Annotated in this window: 13 protein-coding genes; 5 read left to right on the plus strand and 8 right to left on the minus strand. The window is 61.3% G+C overall.

Going from position 1 to position 19,128, the window contains the following annotated elements; translation table 11 throughout:
• Nucleotides 1–132: 132 nt before the first annotated feature.
• From OKA04_RS16845 to OKA04_RS16870, 6 genes are all read right to left on the minus strand, one after another.
• The gene (locus OKA04_RS16845; protein ID WP_264502363.1) at nt 133–1,554 is read right to left on the minus strand and encodes an argonaute/piwi family protein; all 1,422 of its coding nucleotides are present in this window, start codon (nt 1,552–1,554) and stop codon (nt 133–135) included.
• Complete coding sequence (locus OKA04_RS16850; protein ID WP_264502364.1) at nt 1,551–3,029, minus strand: SMEK domain-containing protein; 1,479 nt, start codon at nt 3,027–3,029, stop codon at nt 1,551–1,553. Before OKA04_RS16850 ends, OKA04_RS16845 begins: the two co-directional genes overlap by 4 nt.
• 452 nt (nt 3,030–3,481) lie before the next feature.
• The gene (locus OKA04_RS16855; RefSeq protein ID WP_264502365.1) at nt 3,482–4,150 is read right to left on the minus strand and encodes a 3-keto-disaccharide hydrolase; all 669 of its coding nucleotides are present in this window, start codon (nt 4,148–4,150) and stop codon (nt 3,482–3,484) included.
• A gap of 59 nt (nt 4,151–4,209) precedes the next feature.
• Entirely contained in the window at nt 4,210–5,421 is a 1,212-nt protein-coding gene (locus tag OKA04_RS16860) for a Tm-1-like ATP-binding domain-containing protein (RefSeq protein WP_264502366.1), read from the minus strand.
• A 14-nt stretch (nt 5,422–5,435) separates the two neighbouring features.
• Nucleotides 5,436–6,305 (minus strand): phosphoenolpyruvate hydrolase family protein, encoded by an 870-nt coding sequence (locus OKA04_RS16865; protein ID WP_264502367.1) that lies wholly within the window; start codon nt 6,303–6,305, stop codon nt 5,436–5,438.
• Between the two features lie 94 nt (nt 6,306–6,399).
• Nucleotides 6,400–7,560, minus strand: coding sequence for a DUF2891 domain-containing protein (locus tag OKA04_RS16870; protein ID WP_319800622.1), 1,161 nt, complete (start codon nt 7,558–7,560; stop codon nt 6,400–6,402).
• 403 nt (nt 7,561–7,963) lie between these two features.
• Between OKA04_RS16870 and OKA04_RS16875 the strand changes: the two genes are divergently transcribed.
• Together OKA04_RS16875 and OKA04_RS16880 are read left to right on the plus strand one after the other, a co-directional pair.
• The gene (locus OKA04_RS16875) at nt 7,964–11,464 is read left to right on the plus strand and encodes a hypothetical protein (RefSeq protein WP_264502369.1); all 3,501 of its coding nucleotides are present in this window, start codon (nt 7,964–7,966) and stop codon (nt 11,462–11,464) included.
• Nucleotides 11,454–12,209 carry a hypothetical protein gene (locus OKA04_RS16880; RefSeq protein WP_264502370.1) on the plus strand — a complete coding sequence of 252 codons (756 nt, stop codon included), beginning with the start codon at nt 11,454–11,456 and terminating at the stop codon, nt 12,207–12,209. Before OKA04_RS16875 ends, OKA04_RS16880 begins: the two co-directional genes overlap by 11 nt.
• Before the next feature lie 16 nt (nt 12,210–12,225).
• Here the strand turns inward: OKA04_RS16880 and OKA04_RS16885 are convergent, their stop codons facing one another.
• Nucleotides 12,226–12,870, minus strand: a complete 645-nt coding sequence (locus OKA04_RS16885; RefSeq protein WP_264502371.1) for a hypothetical protein — start codon at nt 12,868–12,870, stop codon at nt 12,226–12,228.
• 115 nt (nt 12,871–12,985) lie between these two features.
• Here OKA04_RS16885 and OKA04_RS16890 point away from each other — a divergent pair, with 115 nt between their 5' ends.
• The 3 genes from OKA04_RS16890 (at nt 12,986) to OKA04_RS16900 (ending at nt 15,691) form a co-directional block, all read left to right on the plus strand.
• Entirely contained in the window at nt 12,986–14,350 is a 1,365-nt protein-coding gene (locus OKA04_RS16890; RefSeq protein ID WP_264502372.1) for a hypothetical protein, read from the plus strand.
• A 110-nt stretch (nt 14,351–14,460) separates the two neighbouring features.
• The gene (locus OKA04_RS16895; protein WP_264502373.1) at nt 14,461–15,213 is read left to right on the plus strand and encodes a 7-carboxy-7-deazaguanine synthase QueE; all 753 of its coding nucleotides are present in this window, start codon (nt 14,461–14,463) and stop codon (nt 15,211–15,213) included.
• Nucleotides 15,214–15,277: 64 nt separating this feature from the next.
• Entirely contained in the window at nt 15,278–15,691 is a 414-nt protein-coding gene (locus OKA04_RS16900) for a hypothetical protein (RefSeq protein WP_264502374.1), read from the plus strand.
• A gap of 79 nt (nt 15,692–15,770) precedes the next feature.
• Here OKA04_RS16900 and OKA04_RS16905 read toward each other — a convergent pair whose 3' ends face one another.
• Nucleotides 15,771–18,899: a glycoside hydrolase family 78 protein gene (locus tag OKA04_RS16905; protein ID WP_264502375.1), complete on the minus strand. Its 3,129-nt coding sequence runs from the start codon at nt 18,897–18,899 to the stop codon at nt 15,771–15,773.
• Between the last annotated feature and the right edge of the window lie 229 nt (nt 18,900–19,128).

Genomic DNA, 19,128 nt, shown 5'->3' on the forward strand with positions numbered 1-19,128 from the left:
TCACCGGCGGCGAACAAGATAGCTCAACGACACAAAGACAACCAATCACTAATACACACAACAGAAGATTAAGCGCTCGACAAATTTACACCATATATTCACTTATACAAAAACTCAAAACCCGCATCTTCCTCACATGAAAAACGAGTAACTAATTGGTTCAGCAGGAGCATCGAGACACCATTGATAAATTTCACCAATACGCTTCGAACCTCCAAGTGTAATTGGATAGAACGAGTCGAACTGTGTTTTATTCCAGTTGAGCTTAGTCAGCGCAAGAATCTCCTCAGCGAGATCCGATTGAGCACTATCGGACTGAAAGTAGCGAATGTGCAAGCTTCGGGGCACGTAGGGACCAGGATACTTTCGGTAGAACGGGACGCTTCCCCGCGTATAGAGGATCGAGTTTTGGTCATCCATTATCAGATGCGTCCCCCGAAGCGGCGGATAAGCGCCTTCTCGGAACAGCCTGAGTCGAGAATCGCGAAGCGCCAGAAAGTCACGAAAACGAACAGCATGCTTCTCAGCAGCGGCATTGAATCCCCTAAGCTCCCCCTCGTCGTAGCCCGAAGATTTGTGAATGACGACACGATCAGGAAATGTCTCGCTGTTTGCCGATGCGTAGCTGCACAGAGCATGGGACAACAATTGTTCTGACGATTCCGCCGAAAGGTGATATTCATGGTCCTCCTCAGATTTCAGCGCCAGGCCTCCTCGAAGGATTGTACCTTCACCTCGATCATTGAAAACTTGAGTCAGGCACGAGTGGAAAGTCCCTCCCTCAGGTCTAATAGAGAATGAAATGCCAACGTAACACGTCCTGTGTCCTCCAGGGGTTTTCGTTAGCTTCCAAGGAATCCCGCCCGCCTTGTAGAACAGGGCTCCGAACAAGTTCCAAGCTCTGGTCGCGGGGTCCTGAACACCCTTAGCCCCCTCACTATAAGTTCGTGGCCAGATCAATTGAAACACGGTCCGACCCTGAAGGCACAGGCCCTTCAAATAGTCGTGAAAGTCAACCCCCTTGTCGGAATCATCAGATGCAAGATCCTCGTTTACTTCATCGTCATAGCGAGGTTTCACGATCTTTCGAACTACATCGTTCGGCAGACAGATCACAACATCCGGCTTCGCAGATGAGACCTCGTATAGCGCATTAATATGCTTATGAAATAGACCAGCTAACGCAAGGACAGATCCAGACTTGGTGGCAGCCGATATAATTTCGGCTTCCGTCACAACCGATTCCCATGTCGGATCAATCGCAAAGGAGCAGCGGAAGCCAACAGCCGAATCGAGCCCAGGAAAGGCGGGGTGAAGATTTGGGTTCTGCACATCGTGGCCTGCGATACCCTCCTCACACGTCTTCATCCACTGCTTGAATGCCGAAATGGTTTTGGGTGTTCCGACAATCCCGATTCGAACTGACAACTTCGCACGAGAACTCCCTGCATCGACAGGTCCAAAATTCTGAATTCCTTCTCGAATATCGTATGACTGGTTCTCACCTCCGAAGGAAAGAATCGGCTCATCAAAAACTCTAACGTCCCAGCTCATGCAAAAAATAACTCCTGTTCTCCATCTGCAACCAGAATCCTCTTTTCGTCATCTGGGGCGATTGTTTTCCATGCCACGTCGGAAATAGAAGGGCTAACCCTGATCGGGGCTGGACGATCCAATCTGATCAAAGCCGGTGGATCAAACATATCTGGCACTTTACAGAGAATCGCAGCCCAAAACATTACATGCCCTAAGACGGTCCGATTCCGCTCAATCTTTTTCATGTTTCTGCTGGACGATCCATGCATGCGGCTTTGACTGCCCATCCCATCAGAGGTAAAGGCCCAGAATGGCTCAATATTGAGGAACCAATTACCTCCAAACGTTACAAATTGATGCCGAAATCCTTGGTGCTTCCAGTGCTGGATATCCCCTTCACGGCCGGGAAGCGTGTTGGGAATGGTCTTGAACACCTCACGCGTTCCCGCCTTCTTTATCGCCTCCACTTTGAGTTTCCCAGATTCAACACCCTGTTTCGCCTGAAACAGAAAGCATTTGAGCTGCCGTGATCGGACAAGTTCAAATTCGGTCCCAATATTTTTGCACAGGTGCTCCAGGTTTCGATGAAGAAGCTTACTGAAAAGATTTCTCTTCGCCAAAGCCGACGAACAGGACCAATCGCCCGCGCTAAATGAAGATTCCGGCTTGATTGCCTTGCTGCTAATTAGGGCCTGCCAAAGAGGTTTCTCCCAACTCTCAAAGGTATAAACGGTTCCCAACTCGATGAAGTAGTCCATCGGAGTAGGCCCCTTCATCCCCATACTTTCCCAAGCAGCTTCGATTCGGTCTGAAAGTCTGATACCACGCTTCAATGTGATTTTCGCTCTCTGGATAGCTCCTGGAAAGTGCACCGGAAAAAAACTAGAAAACAGACACTCTGTCTCACCGCTAAGCCCATACGTCCCGTGATCAAACTTGGTAGACGTCGCTGATCCAGTGAGCGAAACAGGTCTCGGTGTTAGCTCAAACCGAGAATTTTGCATTTCCGCACGAAGAATTTCGGAAGCTCGGCGGATAGCATTGAGATCATCTATTTCCGACGCCATTTTTACAACGTCGGAGTTGTCCCATGTTTCAATGATCGGACCACAAGTCGACGTAAGGTCTTTCGGCAACCCCGGCTTCTTCGCCAGCAGGAAGAATACAATCAACCTGTCGAATTCATCATGGAGATTGTGTTCTTCCGCTTTTTTGGCAGTGCGGGATATTTTCTCCGACCTCTCTTCGTTGGTGACTTGGATGGCAATTCGGCGTTCACGGTCGCCGAGGTCTGCTGCTGGGTAATTCGTTTGGTTTCCATTGAGATTAATCAGGTTCCAACCGAACAGCTCATTGAAAGTCTTTCGCATGATTGGCTCAAGAATCTTGTTGCCATCGGTCAAACCAGCGCGTGATCGAGTCTTAATCACTTCGGCCAACTCACTTAGCTGGTCGCCAATACTTGTCGCGTAATCTAGCCGAGGGAGAGCCATCGAAATGCCTTAGGATTATCGGCAGATTGTCTGATCGGCAAAAAATTGGCAACGCCTTATCTCGTAACCCACGAGTCCCTTCCGGTGGCCGTGGTTGGCTGGGGGCGTCGTGGCCTCAATGTTACCAATTCTTGAAACTTGAATCTGTTAGAACGCATCCAAGGCCTTCTCCAGCCTCCTGCTCGCTCGCACCACGGCTCGAAGTCGGCAAGTAATCCGAGGAGACGGGCAAGGTGACGGTGTATTTCTGGAACTTCGATGACCGGCAGTATCGGGTCGAAAAACTACGCATCACGCATTGGGGCCGGGCCCAGGGGAACGAAGGACAGCGGCATACTCCCCGCCGCCAAGACCTAGAGCCGGACTGGAGCGGATAGCGACGAAATCCGCTTCTCCAGCTATGCTACCAAGCTAAAGGAAGCGTCCGTGGCACCGTCGCCCCGGCTGGCTGCTCACCTCGCAGGCACAGGCACCTCCGCTTTTTCCCAGACCGGAGCCCCCGGAGTGGCGGGGAGTTCCTCGATGGTGATGTCCTTGAATTGCGCCAGCACCTTGCCCCCGCTGTGGGCCTGCACGCCGATCAGACCCTCCAGCGGGATCTTGCCGTCCGCCTCGGTGTAATCGAGCGCCGCCACGCCATTGATCCACGTCCGGATGCGCGGGCCCTCACAGAGGATGCGATAGTCGTTCCAGGCCCAATCGTGCGCCTTCAGCGCAGCCGGATCGACGGGCTCGCCGATCACCTTGTTCCTACGGGACTCGTCGTACAATTTACCCCACCATCCCGGACCGGCATCCACCTGATAGCCGCTCATTTCGGAATCCCCCGGCACGCGGATGCTACGGATCTGGATGCCGGAATTCATGAATCCCTCGCCTTTCACCAGCCGCACCTTCAGCCGCAGGTCGAAGTTCGCGTAGCGCTTCTTGCTCGCGAGGAAGGTATTGTGCGGCACCTGCTCGTCGAGCGAGCCACCGGTGATGAGGCCGTCCTGCACCTTCCACCATTTCTCCTCGCCGGGCCGCACTTCCCAGCCGTCGAGGGTCTTGCCGTCGAACAGGGAAATCCGCTCCGCCATCGCGGCGGAAGTCAGGGCGAGAAGAAGGATGAAGGGTTTCATGGAAGGGGTGGATCTCCCCTTCTACGCCGCCGCGATGGAAAAACCATCGGCGAAAAATCCTACTCCATGTCCACCGCGCGCATCAGCTCCAGCAGCTTCTCCGCACAGGCGCGAGCGAACTGCGGGTCATTGATCTCCATGTCGTACTCCAGCACCGGCACCCGGGCATCGCGCTTCAGCGCGGCGAAGAGCGCACGGTCCGCAGCCGGATCATGGAAGGGCTGGCCCGGGGCGCTGATCACGCTGATCGCCTTTTTCGGGATCATCACCGCGCTCGGGGCGGCGAAGACATTCACCTTCTCCGCGATGATCGCACCCAGCTCCGCGCACTCCTCCGGCGTGGTGCGCATCAGCGTGACCTGCGGATTGTGGATGTAAAAGGTCCGCCCGGTGAAGCGCTTCGGCACGCTCTCCTTCACGCCGAAATTCACCATGTCGAGGCAGCCCGGGGTGATCACGCAGGGCACGTTCGCCTCGCCCGCGGCGTCCAGCCGCTCGGGACCCGCCGTGAGCACGCCGCCGACCAATTCATCCGCCCACTCCGTGGTCGTGATGTCCAGCACGCCGGCCACCATGCCGCTGCCGATGAGTGCCTCCATCGCCTGCCCGCCCGCCCCGGTGGCGGCGAAGACGAGGACCTCATAGCCCTCGTCCTCCAAGATGCGCTTCGCCTCGGTGACGCAGGCGGTCGTATTCCCAAACATGCTCGCCACGATCAGCGGCTTCGCATCGGACGTCGCGATCTCGGCGTCCACCATCCCGCAGATGGCCCCGGCAGCGCGGGAGAAAATCACGCGCGACACTCGGTTCAGCCCCGCCACGTCGGCGATGCTCGGGAACATCACGATGTCCTTCGTCCCGAGATACGGTGCCATATTTCCGCTGGCGAGGGTGGACACCATCACCTTCGGAAAGCCGAGCGGCAGCGCCCGCATGGCCGCGGTGCCGATGGCAGTGCCACCGCCGCCGCCGAGCGAGATGATCCCCTCGATGCGGCCGTCGCGGAAAAGCTTCTCCACCATCTTCGGCGCCGCCTTCGACATCGCGACGACGCACTCGCCGCGGTCCTGCCGGGCGGAGAGCGCCGCCAGGTCGATCTTCCCGGCGGCAGCCACCTCCTCGCGGGTGATGTCCGGCTTCACCACCGGAGGCCCGCCGCTACCCGTGTCGATGAGGAGGACATCATGCCCGCGCCGACGGATGAGATTTGCGACGAAGGCGTGCTCCTCTCCTTTGGTATCGAGAGCGCCGAGGACTGCGATGGTGGCCATTGAAGTGGGGACTTCTAGTGTTTGCGCTTCACAGGAATCGCCTTGAACTCGCGGGTCAAGTCCGTGAGCGATTGTTCGACTGCCATGCGCTCCAGCGACGACGCACCGACGAAGCCGACGGCATCCGTGTGCTCGTTGATGTAGGCGGCGTCCTCCGGCGTATTGATCGGTCCGCCGTGGCTGAGGTAGAGGATATCGTCGCGCACCGAGCGCCCGGCATCGATGATTCCCTGGGTGCGCTTGGCCGCTTCCTCCAGGCTCATGGTGGCATCCACCACGCCGACGGACCCGCCGACGGTGGTGCCCACGTGGGCGATGATCACGTCCGCCCCGGCTTCCGCCATCGCCTTCGCCTCCTCCGGCGCATCGACATACACGATGCTGAAGAGATCCATGCGGCGGGCGAGCGCCACCATTTCGAACTCCTTCTTCACGCTCATCCCGGTCTCTTCCAGGATCTGGCGGAACTTGCCGTCGATGATGCAGTGGGTCGGGAAATTGTTCACCCCGGAGAAGCCCATGTCTTTCACCTTGCCGAGCCAGTGCCACATCCGGCGTCGCGGATCGGTGGCGTGGACACCGCAGATGACGGGGGTCTCCTCGACGATGGGGAGCACCTCGTACTCGCCGATCTCCATCGCCACGGCATTCGCATCGCCGTAGGCCATGAGGCCGGCGGTGGAGCCGTGGCCGGCCATGCGGAAGCGGCCGCTATTGTAGATGATGATGAGATCGGCTCCGCCCTTCTCGATGAATTTCGCACTGATGCCCGTGCCCGCGCCGGCGGCGATGATGGGAAGGCCTTTCGAAAGCGTGTCGTGCAGGCGCTCCAGCACTTCCGTGCGCGAGTAGGGATTTCCTTTTCCGGTCCAAGGGTTTGGCATGGCGGCATTCTATGGCGCTACCCACCCGCGCGGTCTAGCGCCGGAAGGGTCAACCCCGCCACCATCGGCTATCGGAAATCCCCACCCCCTCGGCTCAGCGACCGGTCTCGCTCAGCAGATACACGGCGAAGGACGCGAGCCAGTGATCGCCCTCGTAGTGGCCGCTGGCGACCAGCTCAAGGCCGTCCTTGGTGTGCTTATCCGCGGCATCGAGCAGGACCTTCTTCCGCGGATCGCCCTCGGGCAGCACGGAGGCGATGCCCTGCATGGTCCACGCGCGATTCAGATTGAGCCCGGCGAGGTGGATGAGATGGCCGTCGGTTGGATCGCTGACCTTAACCGGGGTGAGGAGGTTGCCTGCCTTCCCCTCGGCGAGGCCGGGAAGATACTTCTCAAGCCATGTGGCGAATTCCGCGGGCGGCAGGACACGGCGCATGAGGTCCGCCACATTCAGACCCGGCGAGAAGAAGTCATTCCCGGAAGGCTCGTAGGTCACCGGGTAGTCGCGATCTCCCATGTAGAACTGCTTGCTCTTCTCGATCAGCAATTTTTCTAACTCCGAATCCCCTACTGCACGCGCGTAGTCGAGCATCTGTCCGAGCGGGAAGGAAGACTCGGGATGGAAGCCGCAACGCACCGGCCAATCGAGCTTTGGCAGGTAGCCCTTTGCCAAGCCAACGATCTCTTTTTCAAGAGGTTCCAGGTTCTTCGCCCACTCCCGACCACGTGGATCATCCCAGCTACGTAGTTCCACGGCGAGGCGGAGCGCCCAAGCCCAGCCATACATGCGCTCGAAGCTCTTGTTTTCACTCTTTCTGAAATATTCTGCCTCCAGCGCTAATCCCACTACAGAAAACCGACGTTGTAAGGTATTCCCAACCTCGTCTGCGAATGGCGCGTACGGGAATTGCTTAAGTAACCGCACCAACATCCAGTGACCGTGAACCGAAGAATGCCAATCGAAATGCCCGTAGAAGACCGGGTGCATTTCGCGTGGCGTCTTCAGGTCGTCCGTCCCGGTCGTCACGTGGCCGGTCTTATTGGGGAACTCACGGTCGATGCCCGCCAGAGCCAGTTTTGCGAAGCCCTCCGCCTGATCAATCGTCATGGGCGATTCTTTGGCGAAGGAGGCAGATCCGGCAAGGATGGCAGCAAACGACAGAAGGAAGTTCCGGCACACCCGAGGAGCAAAGCTCCCGACCGGACACTCGGAAAGGCGGAACGCCCGCCACCGATGAACTCTTCTCATCCCCATCCCGCCCCGGCATGAGCAACTTTATTCCACGGATCGCTTTCCGATGGATATTTTTGCTCACTCCTAGCTAGCTTACAGTCGCAGCACGGCAATTGGGGTGAAACTACGTTTTTGATCAACTTGTACCCGTTTCGTCCCAAATTTCGGCCAAATCACCCCAGAAAGAAGCGATTCTCGCCCTTTTCGTAAATACACGACTACCAAGCGGCACGAATCCAGCTTTCTCTAGGGCCGTCCGCCCTAGATCTTTTTTCCCTTTCGCCACCCGAAACATCTCGGGGCAAACTCGTTTAACACGCTCAACATGAATATACTGGGTCATCACAAAGACAATCGATCCACCGAGGCGAATTCTTTGTCCGGACCTCTTGAGCAAGGTTCCGGTGACCAAACCCCTACGACCATGATTCAGAATCTCACCCTGCCCTCCAAAGCATCACGACCCCGTGGCCCGCGCGGCTTCGCGCTGGTGATCTCGCTTTCGCTGATGGTGCTACTGACCGTGCTCGCGGTGGGCCTGCTGAGCCTGTCCTCGATCTCGCTGCGCTCCTCATCCCGCGGCGACGCCATGGCATCCGCCCGCGCAAATGCCCGCATGGCACTCATGTTCGCCATCGGCGAACTCCAGGCGATGACCGGCCCGGACCAGCGCGTGACCGCCACTGCGGACATCGCCGGGACCGCCACCGGTGACCCTGTCGCCGCCGGGGTCGCCCCCCTGAATAACAACACGGTTAACAGCACCCAGAAGGGCCTGTCCGCCGTGCAGCCTGGCACGCGCCACTGGACCGGAGTCTGGAACAATCAAACGGGAACTTTCGTCCAATCCTTCACCCGCACCCCTACACCCAACATTCTCGGGTGGCTGGTCAGCGGCAACGAGAACAAGTCCGACAGCAACCGCCTGACGCCGGCCGACTCGATCGCGGCGGTCGATGGCGGCGGAGAGGTGGACACGAAGTCCGCAGTCGTGCTTGCCGGCAAGAACACCGTCGGCAGCAGCCAGACCGACGACTACGTGAGCGCGCCGCTTGTCGAGATCGAGGATTCCGGCAATGGCAAGGCTCCTTCCGGGCGCCATGCCTGGTGGATCGGTGACGAAGGCGTGAAGGCAAAGCTCAACCTCGCCACGCCGACCGGCGGCGACAACGCCCAGATCAGCTACGCCAAGCTCGCCGCCCCACGCCGCGGCTGGGAGACGGTGGATGGCTTCGGCAACTACCCCACCCCGGGCTCCGGCAACGAGCAACTGCTCACCCGCGTGGTCACCAGCAACGAGGTAGCTTTGCTTGACAGCGCTCTGGCTGGCACCTCCGACACTCCCCTTCAGCGCAATTTTCACGCTGCCACCGCCGATAGCTACGGGGTCCTCGCCGACGTGGCGCAGGGCGGCCTGAAGCTCGATCTCTCAAATTACCTGGCCGGTACCCTGCCGACCACCGCGATGCCCGGCGTGCTCAATTCGCCGGTCGCGAACATGAACATCATCCCGTCTTCGGTGGCACCCCGTATCCGCGGCCCGAAGTGGTCCGCGCTGAAGGACTTCACCGAGCTCTCGGACCGCTTGGAATCCGGGAACCTGAGGCCGGCCAATTCGGACCTCCAAGCTGCGATCGCCCCCATCATCACCGACTTCCGCATGCTCTTCGGTGCCAGGCTGGTGGCAAAGGGCGGGGACAACTACACGATCCAGCCCTGCGTCAAAATCGCGGTCGCCTTGGCCAATCCCTACCCCTATCCGCTGAAGTGGACCACCCCGCTGCAGCTCGAAGTGAAGAACCACGTGCCGACTCCGGCCCGCGGCCCGACCTTCCTGCGCGGTGCTGCGAATTCCCCATCCTACCTTCCGCGCAACCCTTCCAGCCCCGCGGTGCTGAACGGCGCCATCTTCACCATTCCGGCAACCACCTTGCCTCCCGGCGAAGCCCGCGCGTTCACCATGAACAACTCGCTCGTGCGTCCGGCCGGTGTGGTTGGCACCGTCACGATCCCGCTTGCCAACTTCTCGTCCAGCAGCCCGTCGAATTTCGGGAACAGTGTCTTCCTGGATCACGGCGGTATCAACACGATGACCGGCACTCCGTTGCGGTTGGATGTGAACGAAGATGCCACGACGACCCAGATCAACGTCGAACTCCGTTCCGGCGGTTCCACCTCGACACTGCTGCGCAAGATCGAGCGCTTTGAACTGGACAACTCGATGTATCAGCAGACCTACCGCGAGTTCACGGCGGAGACGGCCAAGCGCTACACCGAGGCCGTACCGCTCCAGTTCTACAGCTTCCAGCTCAGCCAGCCGGGTGCGGACTATGCCTCGGTGCTTCCAACGAAGGACCAGCTCGGCCTGCGCAGTTCCACCGTCCGGACCTTCGCCGACTTCAACTTGCAGGCGACCCGCTTCCGCAAGCCGATCATCTCGTATAATCCGCCGCCGTACTTCATGCAGATTGCCAATAGCACGGCCACGCTGCCCTTCACCCCTCCAGGCAAAGACACCGGCAGTGACTTCACGCGCAACCTGAGTGTCTCGCCGATGCCTTGGGGCCGCTCCCCGTTTGACTCCCGACAGACGATCCTCTTCAGCCCGCCGGAGCAGTTCGTCTCGCTGGCCCAGTTTCAGCACGCGGACCTGACCGCCGATGACATCTACGTCTCCGTGGCCCACCAGCCCGGCAATGCGGTCGGGAATTCCTATGCCACGCCGTTCGTGATGCGCCGCTACGCCGTCCAGAACCGTACGGACTTCACCATCACGGACTTCAACAATGCATCGGGAGCTTCCACGAACTACTACGACATGTCGTATCTCCTGAATACTGCACTGTGGGACACCTACTACTTCTCCACGATCCCCCGCTCGGGCTCGCCCACGCCACTCAATGACCGACTGGTTGTCTGGAATCCAAGCGACACGACAAACGATCTGCAAGACGGCCAGCAAGCCGCTGCCCGCCTGTTGGTCAACGGTGCCCACAACGTGAATTCGGTGGAAAAGGAAGCCTGGAAGGCCCTGCTTGCCGGTAGTAAGCACCTCTCCCACCCCGCCGACGACGGCGGCTCGGGCGACGCCCTCTACCCCCGCAGCCTGGAGCAGATCAGTTCCTCGGAGCAGCCGCCGACCGGCAGCGGAAATGACTCCTTCTCCGGCTTCCGCCGCCTGACGGACGCCCAGATCGACGAGATCGCCACGGAAATCACCCGCCAGGTGCGGATGCGCGGTCCCTTCGTCTCCATGTCCCACTTCGTGAATCGCGCCCTGGTGCCCTTCATGACGAACCGCGACCTCAGCCGCAGCGGAGCGCTCCAGAGCGCCCTAGACATCGCGGGAGCGAACATCAGCCCGGACGGCACCAAGTCCATCTTCACCGACCTCGACATCGTCGAAGATCGGGTGAACCTGCAGTCCGAAGGCAGCTCGCCGCGCGCCGATATCGTCGGGGACCGGGCCACCACGCTTCCGAATACCGGTGGATCCAGCTCCGGCACTGCCGACGGGACATGGCCTCCGACTTCCTTCGACCTGAATCCCGGCTCGATGGCCAGCATCATCGCCGACCGCCAGATGCTGAGCGACCAGCGCTACAAGAGCGAGCAGGGCTTCCGCTCCACCGGCATCCCCGGATGGATCACCCAGGCCGACCTCCTGCAGGTCCTCGGGCCATCGCTCACCGCACGCTCGGATACCTTCCGCATCCGCGCCTACGGCGAGTCGCTCGACCCCACGACCGGAAATCCGGTTGCGAAGGCCTGGTGCGAAGCGATCGTTCAGCGCTTGCCGGAATATCTCGATCCAATCGATGCTCCGACTGTCCGCACGGCGAGCCTCACCTCCGAGGTGAACCAGAGGTTCGGCCGCCGCTACGAAATCGTCTCCTTCCGTTGGCTCTCACCAAATGAAATCTAAGCTTCTCACGCTCGTCCTCACCGCCGTTGCGTTCGCTTCCAGCGCCACTGCCCAAGTCTCCCTCAAGGTGGACCTGGTCTCCTGGGGCGAGGACATCCCGGGCTTGACCCTGAAGTCCGCGGGCAAGGGCGAACCGGTTACCGCCCTCGCCTTCCGCTACTCGAAGCCCATCAGCTACTCGGGTGCGGAAGTGATGGAAATCCACCAGGATCCCAGTGAAGCAGCCAAGGCTACCGGTGAATCCAAGAATCCCGCCGCCATCCCGCCGGAGCTGAAGGCCCGCCGCGAGAAGGAGCCGACCTTGGTCGCACTCGCCAAGCTGCCTGCCGGTTCACGCCGCGCGACCGTGCTCATCGCACCGGCCAGCGAAGGGACCTACCAGACCTTCGTCATCGACGATGATCCGACCAAGCTCCCGCTCGGCCAGCTCCGCATCCTGAACTACAGCCCGGTGAAGATCGCGATGCGCTGCAATGGCAAGGCGTCGAAGGAAATGAAGACCCGCGACTCCTTCATCGTCCCACCTCAGGCGGACGGCCAGGTGATCTACGAGCTTGCCTATGACAACAACGGCAAGTGGAAGATGCAGGAAAACAACCTGCTCGCCGTGAATCCGAAAGAGCAGGTCCAGCTCATCGTGCTGCGAAGCGAGGCCGACTTCTTCACGAGCAGTGACGGTGGTCGCTCCGGCTTCCTTCAGAAGGTGGTCCTGCGCCGCCCGGCGGAAGACGCCACGGTGCCCTGAACTTCACAGCGCAGATTTACAACAGAGGCGGTTCGGTCCCGGTGCCGAGCCGCCTCGTTTCGTTTTCAGGCGGCTCGATTCCCCGCTCGAAAAGCTCGATGGCGGTCTTCGCGACCTGCGCGGTGTCATAGTAGGCATAGCCCGCCACGCCGACGGCACCCACCACAGGCACCCAGCGGGACAGGGCCTTGCCGAGCGCCTGCTGAGTGATTTTCACGCCGATCTTCTTGGCGATCACCTGGAGCGCCTGAAGCGAGACCTGCTTCACCAGATAGCGCTCCCCCATCCGCACCACCAGATCGCGCACGGCCATCGCCGCCCCGTGACGGAAGAGGCAGTAGGTCATTTGCTCGCGGGAGAGGCTGGCAGTCTGGCCATAGACGCCCGCGAGGTCTGCCACCATCTGGGTCTGGATCTGCCAGACCTTCATCATTTCCGGCAGGATGGTCAGCCAGCCGAGAGGACCGGCCGGGAGACCCAAGGTGCCCGCCGCCGCCGCTGCCTTCAGGGAAGCCTGGCGCGCGACATTCCGCGCCGCCTCCGCTGGCATCGGACTTTCCGTCATTTCCGTGGAGGGAATGCGGGCGATCGCACCGGTGATGGCCTCCACGATCTTCTTCGGGAAGCTGTCGGAGTCCGGCTTGGCGGGCAGTTGGGTCATCGTGATCTATCAAACCCGCGGGTGGCCCGGTTCGCAAGTTGCGATGAGGCGGATGGAAAATCATCTATTTTTCACATCGCGATCCGGCTCCGTGGCGTTAATCTGGCAACGGATCATGCAAACTCCCTCGGAAAAGCTCCGCGATGCCTGGACCCGCCACGCCAAGGACGTGGCCCGCAAGATCAACCTCGCCTGGTGGATCCAGACGCTCTCCACCCCGCTGGTGACCGTGGGTCTGGTAGGTGCCTGCGTGCTGCTGCTGGTCCGCCGGGAAATGCCGGACTCGCCCGCGTGGGTGCTCGGCGTTTCCGCGCTCGGCACCGTGCTGCTGCTGGGTGGCATCGCCTGGCTGGTGGCTCGCCGCCATTTCGAAAAACCGGAGCAATCGCTGGTCCGCATCGAGGCATCCATGCGCTTGCGGAATGCCCTGTCCGCGGCCAAGGCGGGCGTGGCCCCGTGGCCGGAACTGCCGCCAAAGGTGGACGCCGGCGTGGATTGGCATTGGCAGCGCGTTCTCGTTCCGCCGGTCGCCGCGCTCGCATTTCTCACCGCCGGACTTTTCATCCCGCTTTCCGCCCGCGCCAATGCCGAGGTCGGCAAGGACGAGCCACTAGCTTGGGCCAAGCTCGAGTCCGATCTGGAGCGCCTCGATCAGGAGGAAATGATCGACGAGACCTACATCGAGGAGATGAAGAAGAAGCTCGAGGAGCTTCGCAAGCAGGAGGAAGAAGAGTGGTTCAGCCATTCCTCGCTGGAGGCCACGGACAGCCTGAAGAAGGAGCATTCCACCCAGGTGGACAAGCTGGAGCGCGAGTTGGCCCGTGCCGACAAGGCCCTCGGCAACCTTGAGAAGAATGCCGGGGGCATGCCCGCGGCGGAAAAGGAGCGCCTGCTCAACCAATTCGACCAAGCCTTGCAGGGCCTCCAGAACGGTGCGCTGAAGCCGAATGAGAAGCTACTTGAACAGCTCAAGCAGCTCGACCCGAAGAATCTCGGCCAGATCCCGCCGGAACAACTCCAGCAGCTCCGCGATGCCATGAAGAAGGCCGGCCAAGCCTGCAAGGATTGCCAAGGCGGCGGCTCCGGCGGTGGCCAGGGCGACGAGTGGCTCGATGATCTCCTCGACGGCGAAGATGGCCAAGGCGGCGACAAGGAAGGAAAGCAGCCCGGCGACAAACCCGGCGAAGGCGCAGGCAAGGGCGGCGTGGACCGCGGCCCCGGCCATGCTCCCGGCATGCTGGGTGCCGAAGGCCAGAAACTCGACACCGGCGACATGACCGGCCTCGAATCGAAGGATCTCTCCCGCTCCCTGCCCGGCGACCTGCTCCAGCTACAAGACGGCGAGCACGACGTGGACAAGTCCGCGGTGGGTCCCCGCTCCGGCGGTGATACCGGTGCGACCGGCGACGGTGGTGACCGTGTGTGGAAGGACGCCTTGGATCCCGACGAGCAAAAGGCGCTGAAGAAGTTCTTCGAGTAAGGGCGCATTCGCAGGAGTTGGGGATTGAAAATCGGGAGCCCAAGGTCGAAACCCGGCCGCGGGTGGTCTCTAGCCTCCCCGCTTTCCGTCCCACTTCCTCGATTGCTTCCATGCTGCTTTCCCGCCTGAACGACGGCCCCGAGATCTTCTTCACCCTGCAGGGTGAGGGTGTCTCCGCAGGCTTGCCCGCCGTCTTCATCCGGGCCGCGCTGTGTAATCTCCACTGCCGGTGGTGCGACACGGACCATACCTGGAACTTCGAGGGCACTCCGTGGAAACACGACAAGGACGCCGACCCCGCCTACCGGAAGCACCGCAAGGCTGACGTGACCATCGAGGTCCCGGTCGCGGAGATCGTCGCCCGCCTTTCCGCCTTTCCCTGCCGCCGCGTCATCCTCACCGGCGGCGAACCGCTTCTCCAGCAGGAGGCGTGGCTGGAGGTTATTTCAGGCCTCCGGGCCATCGATCCGGGCTACGTTTTCGAGGTGGAAACGAACGGCACCAGAATGCCGACGCCGGAATTCCGGGCCGCCGTGAACCAGTTCAACGTCTCGCCGAAGCTGGCAAATTCCGGAATGGAAGCCCGGACCCGGGTCGCCCCGGCAGTGTTGGCGCTCTTTGCCGCCGAGCCGAAGGCGTGGTTCAAGTTCGTCGCCCGGGGCCCGGAAGACGTGGCGGAGATCTTGGAATTTACCGCGGAGCACGACATTCCGGCGGGCAAGGTGTTGGTGATGCCGGAAGGCCGCAGCGCCGCCGAGCTCGACCGCCATGGACTCGCCCTCACCGGCCCGTGCATGGAGCACGGCTGGCGCTTCTGCGACCGACTCCACGTCCGGCTCTGGGGGGACAAGCGGGGCGTCTGAAAATCAGTCAGCAACTTTTCCCTCGCATGCCGGTTCCATTCACCGGAAACTACCTCCTGTCACCATGAAGCGCGACTCACACTCCTCCAGCGACTTCGCGAAAGATCTCGAAAAGGATCCCGTCTGGGACCTCCTGCGGGAAAGCCGCAGCGCCCGGCCGAGCCCGAATTTCGCCGACAATGTCGTCCGCGCCGCACGCCTCAAAGGCCAGGAAAAGCCATGGTGGAGCCGGATCTGGATTCCCGCCGCGATCGGCACTTCCCTCGCCGGGGCTGCCGCGCTCGTGGCAGTCGTGGTTACCCTCCAGTCCCAGCCCGGGACCGGCTCGGCCCACGAAAACTCCATCGTCCAAGTGACCGCTCCGGACACCTCGCTGGCCGGACTTCAGGACGATTTTGAAAACGAGGTCTTCCTCGAAGCATCCGATCACCTCGGCAAATACGACGACGCCGAGCTGGTCTCGATGATCGGCTTCTGAAAGTTGCCTGACATCCTCTTTCGACCCTCCGCCGGATACCCTCGTGTATCCGGCGGATTTCTTTTGCCCCTCTGGAGGCCTACCTCAGCGGGGCCTTGAAGGTGTAGCTGCCTGATCCTGCCGCGAAGATCGCGCGGCCTTTTTCCTGACGAAGGAACTTTGCACCCGTCTGGGCGACCTTGTCCGCGCTCGTGGTTGGCACGCTGATCTCGGCGGTCGTGTTCGGCGGGATCGTCACTTCCATCTGAATCATGCCACCTGCCACCTTCCAGGAGGATTCGATGCGACCCCGGATGGAATCGTAGTGACCCTTCGCATGATCCAGGCCACCGCCCGGGACGGGAGCCACCGAGACCTTCCCAAAGCCCGGCTCCAGCGGCGTGATGCCGAGCACGGTCTGGTATAGCCACTCGACGCAGGCACCGTAGGCGTAGTGGTTGAAGGAATTCATCGAGACGTCGCCGAAGCCGTTCTCCAGCGTGTAGCTGTTCCAGCGCTCCCAGATGGTGGTCGCCCCCTGCTCGATGGAGTAGCCCCATGAGGGGTAGGTCTTCTTGCGGATGAGCGCATAGGCCAGGTCGTCGCGGCCGATCTCGCTGAGCACCGGCAGCAGCAGGTTCACGCCGAGGAATCCGGTGGCAAGGTGTCCGCCCTTCGCATCGATCGCCGCGGCGAGCTGGCGGGCCGCCTTGCCCCGCTGCTCCGTGGTGAGCAGGTCGAAGCGGATCGCCGCCAGGTAGCCGGTCTGGGTGTCGTTGCCGATCTTGCCGTCCGGCTTCACATAGGCGTTCTGGAAGGCCTTGCGGATTTCCTCGAAGCGCTTGGCGTAAGCAGCCGCCTCGTCGGTCTTTCCAAGCGCGGCCGCCAGCTCGGACGCGAGCTTGTTACTATGGGCATGGTAGGCGGTGCCCAGCAGGTCCTTCGGCGTGTCGCCGCCCACGGCCAGCCAGTCGCCGAAGCCTTCGTTCGGGCCGAGATCCTGCGGGGCCTTCGCGCGGTAGAGCGCGAGGTGCTTGCGGATCGCCTCGAAGTGCTCCTCCGCGGAACGGGTGTCGCCATACATTCGGTAGAGCGTCCATGGCACGATCACGCCGGCATCGGCCCAGCCCGGGCTCCACATGTCGTGATACACCGGTGCCATTCCGGGGAAGCCGCCGGATGGATTCTGCGCGTCCACCATGTCCTGCATCCACTTCGTCAGGAAGGAGTCCACGTTCATGTTGTAGGACGCCGTCTGGGCAAAGACCTGCGTATCCCCGCTCCAGCCCATGCGCTCGTCGCGCTGCGGACAATCGGTCGGCACCTCCAGGTAGTTCGACCGCTGGCCCCACATCGTGTTCTTGTAGATCGCATTGATCAGCGGGTCCGAGCACGAGAAGGAGCCCGTGGTCTCCAGATCCGAGTGAAGGACGATGCCGGTGAGCGTGGAGCGATCCGCGGGCTGCGGCAGGCCGCTGATTTCCGCATAGCGGAAGCCGTGAAAAGTGAAGCGCGGCTCCCAGATTTCCTCGCCGTCGCCCTTGCAGATGTAGTGGTCGATCGCGCGGGCCGAGCGCAGGTTCTCGGTGTAGAGCTTGCCATTCGGCTGGAGCATCTCGCCAAAGCGCAGGCGGATGGTGGTGCCGGCCGGAGCCTTCGTCTTCAGGCGGACCCAGCCGGAGAAGTTCTGGCCGAAGTCGATGATCTGCGTTCCTGCGTGCGGGCTGGTGATCTTCACCGCTTCCAGCTCGCCGGTCCGGCGCACCGGCGGCATCGGGTAGGCCTCCAGCACTGCGGGCTCGTATTCTGCACCAGTCACGACCGGCTTCCACGCGGCATCACTGAAGCCCGGGGCATCCCAGCCCTCCTGCTCCAGCCGTGCATCGTAGGTCTCCCCGGCGAACATGTCCGCCTCCAGGATGGGCCCGGTGCTCGCCTTCCATGAGCCGTCGCTCGTCACCAGCTCGGTACTACCGTCATCGTAGGTGAGCTGGAGCTGCGCCTTCAGCCGGGTCTTCGAGCCATGGCGGTTTTGCCCGAGTATGCTGATGTTCCCGCGGAACCATCCGTCGCCGAGAAGCGCGCCGAGCGTGTTCGCCCCTTCATTGATGCGGTCGGTCACGTCGTAGGCGCGGTAGTAGAGGCGCTTCCGGTAGTCCGTCCATCCGGGGGCGAAGACCGAGTCGTCCACCGGCATGCCATTCAGCCGCGGTTCCACGTGGCCGAGCGCCGTGGTGTAGAGCATCGCCCGCTGCGGCTTGCGCGAGACCGTGAAGTCCTTCCGCAACTGCGTGGCCGGGAGATACGACTTCACGTGTACTTCCGGCTTCAGCGGCCCCCATGGCGCGACGCCATTCTTCCCGAGATCATCCGCCGCGGCGAAGCGCTTGCCATCGCGCGATGCCTCCCAGTTGCTGCCGGTGGTGAAGGTCTGCACGCCACCGTCCGCAAACTCCACGACGATCGCGCCGATCAGCCCCGTGGCGGACTCCCCGTTGTTCACCTCGGCGGTCAGGATGTTTTCGCCGGGAAGAAGGACCGCAGCCACCGGCTTCACGCCGACGCTTCGCCATGACTTTCCGGAAAGCGTCGCGCTGCCATTCACCGCGAGCGTGAAATCGTCGTCGGCGGTGAAGAAGACCGTGGCTTGCCGGACGACGCGGTCCTTCGGAAGCTGGAACTTCCCGCGGAACCACGACTTGCCCGCGGCATCCGTCTTCCCAGCGCGGATCCAGCTCGCCTCCGCGAACGCCTCGACCGGCGGCGGTGTCTCGCGCCACGGCAGGTCCGCCGGAGCCACGTCATCGAGGCCGATCCACTCCCCCTTCCAATCACTCTGCGCCAAAAGACCCGTGCCCCATCGCGCCGGCTCGCTCCATGCCGAGGGCTTGTCGGAGCCGTCCCACGCCATCACCTTCCAGTGCGCGCTCGCACCTGACGCCATCGCCTTGCCCGCATAGCTCAGGTGCAGCGTGTCCGCCGAGGCCACCTTGCCCGTGTCCCACAGGTCGCCCTGGTCCTTCGCCAACAGGTCGGATGACGACGCCACCAGAATGCGGTAGGCCGACTGCATCGTATCCGTCTCCTCCGATTGGATGCGCCATGAAAGGCGCGGCAGTTCGTCAATTGCTTCCGGATTCTGCAACGACAGGACCCGTGGATCGACCACTGCGATTTCGCCGCGGCTCGTCGAGATCAGGGACAGGAGGATAAGGGGCAATCGGTTCATCGGATCAGAGGGTTTCTTTCAGGAAAACGCCCCGCAGCCGATGCCGCCCCGCACGCAACGGAGGCAGGGAAAAGTGGCCGCAGGTTCATGAGTCACCCGAACGACTAACGGCGCACACGGAATAAGAAACGTTAATTGCACCTAGGAAATTAGCTAGGATGCTCTCTAAACCTCATCACAAAAAGCAGCGCCCCGACGAATGGAGTCCGCCGGGGCGCTGCATCGGCCG

It is taken from the genome of Luteolibacter flavescens, assembly GCF_025950085.1.
Lineage (GTDB): Bacteria > Verrucomicrobiota > Verrucomicrobiia > Verrucomicrobiales > Akkermansiaceae > Haloferula > Haloferula flavescens.

Coding starts and splice junctions, on each gene's coding strand:
- OKA04_RS16845 (WP_264502363.1), bottom strand. CDS start 1,554: ATGAGCTGGGACGTTAGAGTTTTTGATGAGCCGATTCTTTCCTTCGGA.
- OKA04_RS16850 (WP_264502364.1), bottom strand. CDS start 3,029: ATGGCTCTCCCTCGGCTAGATTACGCGACAAGTATTGGCGACCAGCTA.
- OKA04_RS16855 (WP_264502365.1), bottom strand. CDS start 4,150: ATGAAACCCTTCATCCTTCTTCTCGCCCTGACTTCCGCCGCGATGGCG.
- OKA04_RS16860 (WP_264502366.1), bottom strand. CDS start 5,421: ATGGCCACCATCGCAGTCCTCGGCGCTCTCGATACCAAAGGAGAGGAG.
- OKA04_RS16865 (WP_264502367.1), bottom strand. CDS start 6,305: ATGCCAAACCCTTGGACCGGAAAAGGAAATCCCTACTCGCGCACGGAA.
- OKA04_RS16870 (WP_319800622.1), bottom strand. CDS start 7,560: ATGGGGATGAGAAGAGTTCATCGGTGGCGGGCGTTCCGCCTTTCCGAG.
- OKA04_RS16875 (WP_264502369.1), top strand. CDS start 7,964: ATGATTCAGAATCTCACCCTGCCCTCCAAAGCATCACGACCCCGTGGC.
- OKA04_RS16880 (WP_264502370.1), top strand. CDS start 11,454: ATGAAATCTAAGCTTCTCACGCTCGTCCTCACCGCCGTTGCGTTCGCT.
- OKA04_RS16885 (WP_264502371.1), bottom strand. CDS start 12,870: ATGACCCAACTGCCCGCCAAGCCGGACTCCGACAGCTTCCCGAAGAAG.
- OKA04_RS16890 (WP_264502372.1), top strand. CDS start 12,986: ATGCAAACTCCCTCGGAAAAGCTCCGCGATGCCTGGACCCGCCACGCC.
- OKA04_RS16895 (WP_264502373.1), top strand. CDS start 14,461: ATGCTGCTTTCCCGCCTGAACGACGGCCCCGAGATCTTCTTCACCCTG.
- OKA04_RS16900 (WP_264502374.1), top strand. CDS start 15,278: ATGAAGCGCGACTCACACTCCTCCAGCGACTTCGCGAAAGATCTCGAA.
- OKA04_RS16905 (WP_264502375.1), bottom strand. CDS start 18,899: ATGAACCGATTGCCCCTTATCCTCCTGTCCCTGATCTCGACGAGCCGC.